General features: G+C 62.9%; 9 protein-coding genes and 3 tRNA genes. 10 read left to right on the top strand and 2 right to left on the bottom strand.

Annotated features, from left to right (window positions below; translation table 11 throughout):
• Positions 1–15: 15 nt before the first annotated feature.
• From ACIPZB_RS05570 to ACIPZB_RS05550, 5 genes are all read left to right on the top strand, one after another.
• A tRNA-Met gene (locus ACIPZB_RS05570) sits at positions 16–92 on the top strand.
• A 137-nt stretch (positions 93–229) separates the two neighbouring features.
• Positions 230–306 (top strand) — tRNA-Met (locus ACIPZB_RS05565).
• Positions 307–440: 134 nt separating this feature from the next.
• Positions 441–517: transfer RNA gene (locus ACIPZB_RS05560), tRNA-Met, on the top strand.
• 257 nt (positions 518–774) lie between these two features.
• Complete coding sequence (mprF, locus tag ACIPZB_RS05555) at positions 775–3417, top strand: bifunctional lysylphosphatidylglycerol flippase/synthetase MprF (protein WP_400639298.1); 2643 nt, start codon at positions 775–777, stop codon at positions 3415–3417.
• Complete coding sequence (locus tag ACIPZB_RS05550; RefSeq protein WP_400639296.1) at positions 3417–4709, top strand: virulence factor family protein; 1293 nt, start codon at positions 3417–3419, stop codon at positions 4707–4709. The genes mprF and ACIPZB_RS05550 overlap by 1 nt, the downstream gene beginning before the upstream one ends.
• Before the next feature lie 121 nt (positions 4710–4830).
• Here ACIPZB_RS05550 and ACIPZB_RS05545 read toward each other — a convergent pair whose 3' ends face one another.
• A complete protein-coding gene (locus ACIPZB_RS05545) occupies positions 4831–6729 on the bottom strand; it encodes a potassium transporter Kup (RefSeq protein WP_400639295.1) in 1899 nt (632 codons plus the stop codon).
• 235 nt (positions 6730–6964) lie between these two features.
• Between ACIPZB_RS05545 and rimO the strand changes: the two genes are divergently transcribed.
• The 5 genes from rimO (at position 6965) to tsaA (ending at position 10884) form a co-directional block, all read left to right on the top strand.
• On the top strand, positions 6965–8296 hold the full coding sequence (gene rimO, locus ACIPZB_RS05540; protein ID WP_008094690.1) for a 30S ribosomal protein S12 methylthiotransferase RimO: 1332 nt from the start codon (positions 6965–6967) through the stop codon (positions 8294–8296).
• Positions 8297–8383: 87 nt separating this feature from the next.
• Complete coding sequence (locus ACIPZB_RS05535) at positions 8384–8839, top strand: GNAT family N-acetyltransferase (RefSeq protein ID WP_400639294.1); 456 nt, start codon at positions 8384–8386, stop codon at positions 8837–8839.
• Between the two features lie 122 nt (positions 8840–8961).
• Entirely contained in the window at positions 8962–9672 is a 711-nt protein-coding gene (locus ACIPZB_RS05530; RefSeq protein WP_400639293.1) for an rRNA pseudouridine synthase, read from the top strand.
• Positions 9673–9720: 48 nt separating this feature from the next.
• Complete coding sequence (locus tag ACIPZB_RS05525; protein ID WP_008094694.1) at positions 9721–10182, top strand: DUF1456 family protein; 462 nt, start codon at positions 9721–9723, stop codon at positions 10180–10182.
• Positions 10183–10188: 6 nt separating this feature from the next.
• Entirely contained in the window at positions 10189–10884 is a 696-nt protein-coding gene (gene tsaA, locus ACIPZB_RS05520; protein WP_400639292.1) for a tRNA (N6-threonylcarbamoyladenosine(37)-N6)-methyltransferase TrmO, read from the top strand.
• Positions 10885–10952: 68 nt separating this feature from the next.
• On the opposite strand, the gene fpr is transcribed toward tsaA, so the two are convergent.
• Positions 10953–11732 carry a ferredoxin-NADP reductase gene (gene fpr, locus ACIPZB_RS05515; RefSeq protein WP_008094696.1) on the bottom strand — a complete coding sequence of 260 codons (780 nt, stop codon included), beginning with the start codon at positions 11730–11732 and terminating at the stop codon, positions 10953–10955.
• Positions 11733–11845: the final 113 nt, after the last annotated feature.

The raw sequence follows: 11845 nt of genomic DNA, 5'->3' as shown, positions 1-11845 counted from the left end.
ATTCGATCTCACAGGCGCGGGATGGAGCAGCCTGGTAGCTCGTCGGGCTCATAACCCGAAGGTCGTCGGTTCAAATCCGGCTCCCGCAACCAGATTAAAGAAAAGGCCACTGTTCACACAGTGGCCTTTTTCTTTTGCCCGAAAATAAGTGCACTGACATTTAATTCAGGCAAATCAACAACTAAGGCTTGACGGCAGATTTTAAAGCTGTAGAATTCGATCTCACAGGCGCGGGATGGAGCAGCCTGGTAGCTCGTCGGGCTCATAACCCGAAGGTCGTCGGTTCAAATCCGGCTCCCGCAACCAGATTTAAAGAAAAGGCCACTGTTTATGCAGTGGCCTTTTTCTTTGGCCTGGAAAAACCTAACTGAAGAAATTGCCTGGTAAGCTGCGAAAAAGCTTGACCGCCAGGCGTGAAGCTGTAGAATGCGCCCCTCTGACGCGGGATGGAGCAGTCTGGTAGCTCGTCGGGCTCATAACCCGAAGGTCGTCGGTTCAAATCCGGCTCCCGCAACCATATTCGTCAGAACAAACCCCGCCTGTGTAACAGCAGCGCGGGGTTTGTTGCATTTCGTCGCCTTAAAAACCGTCCCCTCCCCCTTTTCGTCCGCCAACCCGCAGGTTTGAGAGCTCCTCCCCAGGATGAACTATCTTTAACCGTGCCGGACGACTGAAAGTCACGTTGCCCGGAGTAATATCTGGATACGTTTTTCAAAGGGACTTCCACTTGGCCGCACCTTTCCCGTACCTCGCGCAGTATGCCCGGGGTAATCCATGACCTCCCAGAACCCCGAACCCCAGGCTCCACTTGCCGCCGTGTTGCCCACGGCCGCGCAGCGCCTGCCGTGGCTCGAACGCTTGAGCCGCTATCGCCAGTCGATCGGCCTGGGCGTGACCCTGTTGCTGTTTGCCATGGCATTGATTGCCTGTCGCCACCTGTTGAGCGAACTGGACATCTATGCGCTGCACGACTCCATGCTCAGCGTACCGACCCAGTCACTGCTCGGCGCGTTGCTGGCGACGGTCATCGGCTTTGCGATCCTGCTCGGGTACGAATGGTCGGCAAGCCGCTATGCCGGCGTGAAACTGCCCGGGCGAACCTTGCTGCTCGGTGGGTTCAGCGCGTTCGCCATCGGCAATGCCATTGGCCTGTCCATGCTCTCAGGTGGCTCGGTGCGCTATCGCCTGTATGCCCGCCAAGGCCTGGGGGCCGCTGAAGTCGCGCGCATGACGGTGTTTGCCAGCCTGTCCCTGGGTTGTGCACTACCGCCCCTTGCCGCGCTGGCGACCTTGAGCAACTTGCCAGCTGCGGCCGCAGCCTTGCGCCTGCCCTCCAGCGTTCTGGCCGGGATCGCCAGCGCGGTGCTGGCGCTGACAGCCGTACTGGTGATTGGTCTGTACCGTCGGCGCCAGGCAGAGCAGCCACTGGCAGACAACCTGCTGGTTCAAATTGGCCGGCGCACCTTGCGTCTGCCGGGTGCCCGCCTGGCAGCACTGCAGCTGCTGATTACCGCCCTGGACGTCGCGGCCGCAGCCACTGTGCTGTACCTGTTACTGCCCGAGGCGCCCCCCTTCGGCGCGTTCGTGCTGGTCTACCTGCTGGCCCTGTCCGCCGGCGTGCTGAGCCATGTACCAGGCGGCGTCGGGGTGTTCGAGGCGATCCTGCTGGCGGCCTTCGCCGACCAACTGGGCGCCGCGCCACTGGCAGCCGCCCTGCTGCTGTACCGCCTGATCTACGTGGTGCTGCCCTTGCTCCTGGCGTGTGCGCTGCTGCTGGCGAACGAAGCGCGTCGCCTGCTGTTCGCCCAGCAGGCGATCAAGGCCGCGTCCGGGCTGGCTGCGCCGATCCTGGCCATCCTGGTGTTCCTGTCCGGGGTGGTACTGCTGTTCTCCGGTGCCACCCCAGAAATAGATACCCGCCTGGAGCACATGGGCTTTCTGGTGCCGCACCGCCTGATCGATGCCTCGCACTTCGGCGCCAGCCTGATCGGTGTGCTCTGCCTGCTGCTGGCACAAGGCCTGCGTCGCCGCCTGTCCGCAGCCTGGCTGCTGACCACCGTGCTGCTCTTGGTGGGCGCCCTGCTATCACTGCTCAAGGGCTTCGACTGGGAAGAGGCCTGCCTGCTGACTGCCACCGCCGTGCTGCTGGCGTTGTTCCGACGCTCGTTCTACCGCCCGAGCCGCCTGCTGGAGCTGCCCTTCTCGCCCATTTACCTGGTGGCCAGTGCCTGCGTGCTCGGCGCGTCGGTATGGTTGCTGTTATTTGCCTACCAGGATGTGCCCTACAGCCATCAGCTGTGGTGGCAATTCACCCTGGATGCCGATGCCCCGCGTGGCCTGCGGGCCGCCATGGGCAGTGCCGTGCTGCTGGTCATCGTCGCCCTGACCTGGCTGCTGCGCACTGCCCGCCCGACCATTCACCTGCCCGATGCCGATGAATTGCAGCGCGCCAACCGGATTCTGCTGGCGTCCGACCAACCCGACGGCGGTCTGGCCCTGACCGGCGACAAGGCCCTGCTATTCCACCCCAGCGACAACGCCTTCCTGATGTACGCCCGCCGCGGCCGCAGCCTGGTGGCGCTGTACGACCCGATCGGCCCGGCCCAGGAGCGCGCCGAGATGATCTGGCAATTCCGCGACCTGTGTGACCTGCACCACGCCCGCCCGGTGTTCTACCAGGTGCGCGCGGAAAACCTGCCGTTCTACATGGACATCGGCCTGACCGCGCTCAAGCTCGGCGAGGAGGCCCGGGTCGACCTGCGCCGCTTCGACATCGAAGCCAAGGGCAAGGAGATGAAAGACCTGCGCTACACCTGGAACCGGGGTGGACGCGACGGCCTGAGCCTGGAAATCCACGAACCCGGCCAGGCCCCACTGGCGGAGCTCAGGGAAATCTCCGATGCCTGGCTCGGCAGCAAGAACGTGCGTGAGAAAGGCTTCTCGCTGGGGCGCTTCAGCCCCGAGTACCTGCAACATTTCCGCATCGCCCTGATTCGCTTCCAGGGTCGCCCGGTGGCCTTTGCCAACCTGTTGGAAACCCACGGCAACGAACTGGCCAGCCTGGACCTGATGCGCGCGCATCCCGAGGCGCCGAAGCTGACCATGGAATTCATGATGATCGGCCTGATTCTGCACTACAAAAGCCATGACTATGGCCGCTTCAGCCTGGGCATGGTCCCGCTTTCCGGGCTGCAACCTCGGCGTGGCGCGCCCCTGACCCAGCGCCTGGGCTCGATGGTGTTCCGTCGCGGCGAACAGCTTTACAACTTCCAGGGCCTGCGGCGCTTCAAGGACAAGTTCCAGCCGGACTGGGAACCCCGTTACATGGCCGTGCCGGCCGGGCTCGACCCGCTGGTGGCACTGGCTGACACTGCCGCCCTGATCGCTGGCGGCCTGACTGGATTGGTGAAACGTTGATGATCCGACGCTATTGGCTGTACGTACTGATTCCCCTGCTCGCGGCTGCCCTGGTCGGTGCTGCGGTCTTCTGGCTGTGGGCCCGCCCCGCCCCGCAAGCGCGTCTGGAGCAACTGACCCTCGATGGCACCAGCATCACCCGCGTCACCCCCGGCGTGCATGCCAAGGCCCGGGTGGCCATCGGCGTGCCCCAGGACCAGGCATTGAGCGACAAGCAGCTGCTGGACCTGAGCCAGGCCGGCGAAGCACAGCTGGTACAAGTGATCCTGCCGCCAAGCGACTGCAGCAAGCAGCAGCAGGCCATGGACCAGGCGCTGACCCAACTGTCCGACAAACCCACCCTGGTCGCGGGCATTGGCCCAGGTGGAGCCCAAGCCTGGCGCTGGCTGGCGGCACAGAGCGATGACAAGGCCAGGGCCATCTCGGTCGACTTCAGCGTCGAACAGCCCGGCTGCGCCACCGCGCTGCCGACATCCGCCGCGCACGGCCACTGGAACGTGGCCTGGAACGACAACCCGGATGACGCCAGCGCCGCCTTCGTGCGTGACCAGGCCAATGCTGAAACCAGCATCAGCGACTACGACATCCACCTGCCACAAGTGCTCAAGGCACAGCTGACACAGGCGCTGGTAGGCCGTGACGGCAACGCCCTGGCCATTCCGGTCGTCGAAGTGCCTGCCGGGCAGACCACCGACACTGTCACCCTGTTCCTCTCCGGCGACGGCGGCTGGCGCGACCTTGATCGCGACGTGGCCGGTGAGATGGCCAAGCTCGGCTATCCAGTGGTGGGCATCGACACCCTGCGTTACTACTGGCAGCACAAGACGCCGGAGCAAAGCGCCGCCGACCTGTCGGAGCTCATGCAGCATTACCGGCAGAAATGGGGCACCAAGCGCTTCGTGCTGACCGGTTATTCGTTCGGTGCCGACGTGTTGCCCGCCATCTACAATCGCCTGCCCGCTGAAGACCAGCAGCGCATCGACGCCGTGGTGCTGCTGGCCTTCGCCCGCAGCGGCAGCTTCGAAATCGAGGTAGAAGGCTGGCTGGGCAAAGAAGGCCAGGAAGCGCCAACCGGGCCGGAAATGGCCAAGCTGCCTGCGTCCAAGGTGGTGTGCGTATATGGCGTGGAAGAGACCGACGAGAGCGGTTGCACCGACAAGACGGCAGTGGGCGAGCGCATGAAGCTGCCGGGTGGGCACCACTTCGACGAGAACTACCCGGCGCTGGCCAAGCGTTTGATTGGCGAGATCGAGACCCGCCAGGGCAAATCCAGCGTGGCGGACAAGAATTGAGGTGAGCCCTGGGGGCGCTTTGCGCCCCTTTCGCGACACAAGGCCGCTCCTACAGGACGGCGCTTACCTGTAGGAGCGGCCTTGTGTCGCGAAAGGGCTGCAAAGCAGCCCCAGGTTTCACTCAGATCTCGACCTGCGTCCCCAGCTCGATCACCCGATTGAGCGGCAGGTTGAAAAAGCGCAGGTTACCGTTGGCATTCTTCAGCAGGAACGCAAACAGGTTCCCGCGCCAGCGCGACATCCCCTCCAGACGCGACGCAATCACCGTTTCACGGCTAAGGAAGTACGTCGTGCGCATCGGGCTGAAATCCAGCTCATCCAGATGACACAGCTTCAGCGCTGCCGGCACATCCGGCTCGTCCATGAAGCCAAAGTGCAGCAACACCCGGAAGAACCCATCGCCATACGCCTCCACCTCGAAGCGCTCCTGGTCCGGCACCCGCGGCCGGTCTTCGGTGACCACCGTCAGCAACACGACCTGGTTGTGCAGCACCTGGTTGTGCAACATGTTGTGCAACAGCGCATGGGGCACGGCGTCTGGCCGCGCAGTGAGAAACACGGCAGTGCCTTCGACCCGGTGTGGCGGCTGCACGCGAATGCTGCCGATGAACACCGGCAGCGGCAATCCGCCTTCGTCGATACGGTCGACCAGGATCTGCTTGCCACGCTTCCAGGTACTCATCAGCAGGAACAGCACGCCCCCTGCCAGCACCGGGAAGGCGCCGCCCTGGACGATCTTCGGCACGTTGGCGGCAAAGAACAGCCCGTCGACGAACAGGAAGCCCAGCAAGATCGGCACCGCCACCATCGGCGGCCACTTCCACAGCAGCAGCATCACCGAAGACACCAGAATCGTGGTCATCAGCATGGTGCCGGTTACCGCCACGCCATAGGCCGCGGCCAGGGCGCCGGACGACTCGAAACCGATCACCAGCAGCACCACCGCGACCATCAGCGTCCAGTTCACCGCACCGATGTAGATCTGCCCCTGCTCGTCGCTGGAGGTGTGCTGGATCTGCATGCGCGGGATGTAACCGAGCTGGATGGCCTGACGCGTCAGGGAGAAGGCTCCCGAAATCACCGCCTGCGAGGCAATCACCGTGGCCATCGTCGCCAGGCCCACCAGCGGCAGCAAGGCCCAGCCCGGCGCCAACAGGTAGAACGGGTTGCGCGCGGCGTCAGGGTTCTGCAGCAGGATCGCACCCTGGCCGAAGTAGTTGAGCACCAGGGCTGGCAGCACCAGGGCAAACCAGGCGCGAGCGATCGGCTTGCGGCCGAAATGGCCCATGTCGGCGTACAGCGCCTCGGCACCGGTCAGTGCCAGCACCACGGCGCCGAGAATGGCCACACCCATGCCAGGATGGACCACGAAGAAATGGACACCCCAGCCCGGGTTGAATGCCTTGAGCACTTCGGGGCTCTGGGAAATGCCATGCACGCCCAGCGCGCCCAGCACCAGGAACCAGATGACCATGATCGGTCCGAACGCCTTGCCGATCTTTTCCGTGCCGTGTTTTTGCACCAGAAACAGCGCCACCAGCACTATCAGCGAGATCGGCACCACCCAATGGTCGATGCCATCGAACGCCAAACCCATGCCCTCCACGGCCGACAACACCGATACCGCCGGGGTGATCATGCTGTCGCCATAGAACAACGAGGCGCCTATAAGCCCGCAGATGACCATCAGCGTGCGCAGCCGCGGGTAGGCAGCCGTGGCCCGACGCGCCAGCGCGATCAGGGCCATGGTGCCGCCTTCACCCTGGTTATCGGCGCGCAGGATGAACATCACGTATTTGAACGACACCACCCACAGCAGCGACCAGAGGATCAGCGACAGGATCCCCAGTACGCCATCGTGATTGACTGGCACTCCATAGCCGCCGCTAAAGACTTCCTTGAGGGTATACAACGGGCTGGTACCGATATCGCCATAGACCACCCCAACAGCTGCCACCAGCAGGCTGATCGAGCGTGTCGCCCCCTGCCCGCCCTCGGCGTGACTGCTTGCCTGAACCATCGACCACTCCCGCGAACGGCCACAACGGCCTGTAGAAATTCACTCCCACGCCAAGGCATCACAGATACCCGGACGCAACGGCGCGAAGCATAGCGCAGCGTTCGTCGCTTTTGTGCTGGTCAAGCGACCTTGCGCTCGCTAGAATTGCGCACTTTTTGATCAGAGGCGCCCACAGCGCCCGTCAGGATCGCCCTGCCACCGGCCGGGCGATCTGCATTCAATACCGAGGTTAGTCATGTCCACCACTCCCGCCACCCCTAAGGTCGGATTCGTCAGCCTGGGCTGCCCGAAGGCTTTGGTCGATTCCGAGCGCATCCTTACCCAGCTGCGCATGGAAGGCTATGAAGTCGTGCCCACTTACGAAGACGCCGACGTGGTGGTGGTCAACACCTGCGGCTTCATCGACAGCGCCAAGGCCGAATCGCTGGAAGTGATCGGCGAAGCGATCAAGGAAAACGGCAAGGTCATCGTCACCGGCTGCATGGGCGTCGAGGAAGGCAACATCCGTGACGTGCACCCGAGCGTGCTGTCGGTCAGCGGCCCGCAGCAGTACGAGCAGGTGGTCAACGCCGTGCACGAAGTCGTGCCGCCACGCCAGGACCACAACCCGCTGATCGACCTGGTGCCGCCGCAGGGCGTCAAGTTGACCCCGCGCCACTACGCCTACCTGAAGATTTCCGAAGGCTGCAACCACAGCTGCAGCTTCTGCATCATCCCGTCGATGCGCGGCAAGCTGGTCAGCCGCCCGGTTGGCGAAGTGCTGAGCGAGGCCGAGCGACTGGTCAAGGCTGGGGTCAAGGAAATCCTGGTGATTTCCCAGGACACCAGCGCCTACGGCGTCGACGTCAAGTACAAGACCGACTTCTGGAACGGTCGCCCGGTCAAGACCCGCATGCTGGAGCTGTGCGAAGCGCTGAGCAGCCTGGGTGCCTGGGTGCGCCTGCACTACGTGTACCCGTACCCGAACGTCGACGATGTGATCCCGCTGATGGCCGCTGGCAAGATCCTGCCGTACCTGGACATCCCGTTCCAGCACGCCAGCCCCAAGGTGCTCAAGTCGATGAAGCGCCCAGCCTTCGAAGACCGCACCCTGGCGCGCATCAAGAACTGGCGCGAGCAGTGCCCTGAGTTGGTCATCCGCTCGACCTTCATCGTCGGCTTCCCGGGCGAGACCGAAGAAGACTTCCAGTACCTGCTGGACTGGCTGACCGAAGCCCAGCTCGACCGCGTCGGCTGCTTCCAGTACTCGCCTGTCGAAGGTGCGCCGGCCAACGACCTGGGCCTGGACGAAGTGCCGGACGACGTCAAGCAGGAACGCTGGGACCGCTTCATGGCCCATCAGCAGGCGATCAGCGCAGCACGCCTGCAACTGCGCATCGGCAAGGAAATCGAAGTGCTGATCGACGAAGTCGAGGAGCAGGGCTCGGTTGGCCGCAGCTTCTTCGATGCCCCGGAAATCGACGGCAGCGTGTTCATCGATGGCGATCATGGCTTCAAGCCGGGCGACAAGGTGCGTTGCCGGGTGGTCGATGCCGACGAATACGACATGTGGGCCGAGCCTGTCTGAGCCGTGCACATGTGACCAAGCCCCGCCCACTGGCGGGGCTTTTTTTTGCATCTATGGTTTCCTCAAAGGTCACAGAGGATCACCGGCATGCATTCGGCGCTGACACTGCAAACACCCCACCTGCATGACTACCCGGAGCTGGTCCAGGTCTGGGAGGATTCGGTCCGCGCGACCCACCACTTCCTGCCCGATGCCTACATACTGCTGTTGCGCGAGCATGTACTGCGCACCTACCTCGACGCCGTGATGCTCATCTGCTGCAAGGATCACCGACGCATCTGTGGCTTCGCCGGTGTCGCCAACGGCCGCGTCGACATGCTGTTCGTCGCCCCGGCCTATCGTGGCCGAGGTGTCGGCAAGCGCTTGCTGCGCTATGCCATCGCCGAACTCAACGCCGAAACCCTGGACGTCAACGAACAGAACCCACAAGCCTTGGGCTTCTACCTGCACGAGGGCTTCGAAGTGATTGGCCGCTCGGACACCGACGGCTTGGGGCAACCTTATCCCTTACTGCACATGCAGCTAATTCGTACAGCATCCTAGGACGATGTCGCAGGAAGCCGTGCAATGCGTCCTAAAATGGCGCATTTGACACAGATTCCCATCATCAAGCGGCCATGGGCAGGTACAATGTAGGTCTTTTCCTGCCTTGCGAACCGCCCCCCATGTCCGAACCCATCCGCCTGTCCAAACGCCTCATCGAGCAGCTCGGCTGCTCCCGCCGAGAGGCCGAGCTGTATATCGAGGGGGGCTGGGTCACGGTCGATGGCATCGTGGTCGAGCAACCGCAGTTCAAGGTGGAAAACCAGCGCGTCGAGCTGTTGCCGGGCGCCAAGGCCGAAGCCCTTGAACCTGTGACCCTGCTGCTCAACCAGCAGGCAGGCATCGACAGCGAAACGGCCCGCGCCGGTATCAACCTGGCTAGCCTCAGCGAAGCCCATGGCGAAGGCGTGCGCCCACTCCATGGGCACTTTGCCAAGCTATCCTGTATCGCACCGCTTGAACGCGGTGCCAGCGGCCTGCAGGTCTTCACCCAGGACTGGCGAGTAACCCGCAAGATCGACGCCGACCTGCGCAAGCTGGAGCAGGAATACATCATCGAAGTGCGTGGCGAAACCACGCCTCAGGCACTGGAACGCCTGGCCCGCGGGGCAACGCGCAATGACCGGGAACTGCCCAAGGCCAAGGCCAGCTGGCAGAACGAGACCCACCTGCGCTTGGCCCTGAAGAACCCACAACCCGGGCAAATTTCCGAACTGTGCGCCTACCTGCGCCTGGAAGTGCGGGGCATGCGCCGCATCCGCCTGGGCGGCGTGTCCATGGGCAAGCTGCCCTTGGGGCAATGGCGCTACCTGGCCAGCACCGAACGTTTCTAAGCGATACGCCGCGCCAAAAGCGCGGCATCTGAACAGGATTTTGCAGCAATGAACCACAATGATGTACTGCGCAGCTTGCGCTACATGCTCAAGGTGAACGACGCCAAGATGGCCGAAATCATCGCGCTGTCCGGCGTCGAGGTAAACCCGGTGGTGCTCGCCACCTACCTGAAGAAAGAAGACGAGGCAGGATTTGTACGCTGCCCCGAGCGGATCATGGCGCACTTCCTCGACGGCCTGGTGATCCATCGCCGTGGCAAGGACGACAGCCGCCCTCCTCAACCGGTCGAATTGCCGGTGACCAACAACACCATCCTGAAGAAGCTGCGGGTAGCCTTCGAACTGAAGGAAGAAGACCTGCACGTGATCCTCAAGTCGGTCAATTTCCCGGTGTCCAAGCCTGAACTCAGCGCGCTGTTCCGCAAGGTCGGCCATGACAACTACCGGCCTTGCGGCGACCAGTTGCTGCGCAACTTCCTCAAGGGCCTGACCCTGCGCGTGCGCGGCTAAGTGGCCATGCAGCATACGGTTACGCCGGTCGGCATCGTGCGTTCCTGCTTCAAGGAAAAGTTCGCCATCCCACGCCAGCCACAGCTGGCACCGGCGGCGCGCGGCGTACTGGAGCTGCTGCCGCCATTCGACCAGGGTGATGCGGTGGAGGGCCTCGAGCAGGTCAGCCATGTCTGGCTGCTGTTTCTGTTCCATCAGGCCCTGGAAGACAAACCACGCCTGAAAGTGCGCCCGCCGCGCCTGGGTGGCAACAAGAGCATGGGGGTGTTCGCAACCCGTGCGACCCACCGGCCGAACGGCATCGGCCAGTCGGTGGTGCGGTTGGAAGGTGTGGAACCAGGGCGACTGCTACTGTCCGGGATCGACCTGCTCGACGGCACGCCGGTGATCGATATCAAGCCCTATGTGCCCTATGCCGATAGCATCGTCGGAGCCAGCAACCTGATGGCCAGCGCCGCGCCGCAGGCGATTGCCGTGCAATGGAGCGACGACGCCCTGCCCCAGGCCAAGGCCCACGCAATGCGCCTGGGTGAACCTCTTGTGGAGCTGATCGAGCAGTGCCTGGCCCAGGACCCTCGGCCGGCCTACCAGGTGCCGGCACCGGAGCGCGTCTACGGCGTGAAGTTCTGGGATGTACAGGTCAGGTGGCAATATCCGCAGGCCGACGTCATCCGGGTACAGGAAGTGGTGCGCGAAACTTGAAGCTCATAAGCTTTGGGCCATAAAAAAACGCAGGCCGAGGCCTGCGTTTTTTTATGGCTGCATTCGTCTTACTTCTCGACGAAGGCTCGCTCGATCAGGTAGTCGCCCGGCTCGCGCATACGCGCGGAAATCTTCAGGCCGAAGCTGTCGAGCACTTCACTGGTCTCGTCGAGCATGCTCGGGCTACCGCAGATCATCGCGCGGTCGTCCTGCGGGTTGATCGGCGGCAGGCCGATGTCGCTGAACAGCTTGCCGCTGCGCATCAGGTCGGTCAGACGGCCCTGGTTTTCGAACGGCTCGCGGGTGACGGTCGGGTAGTAGATCAGCTTGTCACGTACCGCTTCACCGAAGAACTCGTTCTGCGGCAGGTGCTCGGTAATGAACTCGCGGTAGGCCACTTCGTTCACGTAACGCACGCCGTGCACCAGGATCACCTTCTCGAAACGCTCGTAGGTTTCCGGGTCCTGGATGACGCTCATGAACGGCGCCAGGCCGGTGCCGGTGCTCAGCAGGTAGAGGTGCTTGCCCGGGTTCAGGTCATCGAGCACCAGAGTACCGGTAGGCTTCTTGCTGATGATGATCTCGTCGCCTTCCTTCAGGTGCTGCAGCTGGGAGGTCAGCGGACCGTCCGGCACCTTGATGCTGAAGAATTCCAGGTGCTCTTCCCAGTTTGGCGACGCGATGGAATAGGCGCGCATGAGCGGACGGCCATTGTCCTGTTGCAGGCCGATCATCACGAACTGACCGTTCTCGAAGCGCAGGCCCGGGTCGCGGGTGCACTTGAAGCTGAACAGGGTGTCGTTCCAGTGATGCACACTGAGGACACGTTCGTGGTTCATGTTGCTCATCTATGGGGCTCCTGAAGAAAAACGCAGCGCGCAAAACGCACAGTTGCGCGATAGTTTAGGGGCAGCGACAATATCTGTTAACTGAATTATCAAGATATGTGTTATCGGTTATA

This window comes from Pseudomonas sp. NPDC089396 (genome assembly GCF_044749545.1).
Classification (GTDB): Bacteria; Pseudomonadota; Gammaproteobacteria; order Pseudomonadales; family Pseudomonadaceae; genus Aquipseudomonas.
Note: the sequence above shows the minus strand (reverse complement) of the source record. Positions and strands in the feature narration are given on the sequence as shown.

Coding starts and splice junctions, on each gene's coding strand:
- mprF (WP_400639298.1), top strand. CDS start 775: ATGACCTCCCAGAACCCCGAACCCCAGGCTCCACTTGCCGCCGTGTTG.
- ACIPZB_RS05550 (WP_400639296.1), top strand. CDS start 3,417: ATGATCCGACGCTATTGGCTGTACGTACTGATTCCCCTGCTCGCGGCT.
- ACIPZB_RS05545 (WP_400639295.1), bottom strand. CDS start 6,729: ATGGTTCAGGCAAGCAGTCACGCCGAGGGCGGGCAGGGGGCGACACGC.
- rimO (WP_008094690.1), top strand. CDS start 6,965: ATGTCCACCACTCCCGCCACCCCTAAGGTCGGATTCGTCAGCCTGGGC.
- ACIPZB_RS05535 (WP_400639294.1), top strand. CDS start 8,384: ATGCATTCGGCGCTGACACTGCAAACACCCCACCTGCATGACTACCCG.
- ACIPZB_RS05530 (WP_400639293.1), top strand. CDS start 8,962: ATGTCCGAACCCATCCGCCTGTCCAAACGCCTCATCGAGCAGCTCGGC.
- ACIPZB_RS05525 (WP_008094694.1), top strand. CDS start 9,721: ATGAACCACAATGATGTACTGCGCAGCTTGCGCTACATGCTCAAGGTG.
- tsaA (WP_400639292.1), top strand. CDS start 10,189: ATGCAGCATACGGTTACGCCGGTCGGCATCGTGCGTTCCTGCTTCAAG.
- fpr (WP_008094696.1), bottom strand. CDS start 11,732: ATGAGCAACATGAACCACGAACGTGTCCTCAGTGTGCATCACTGGAAC.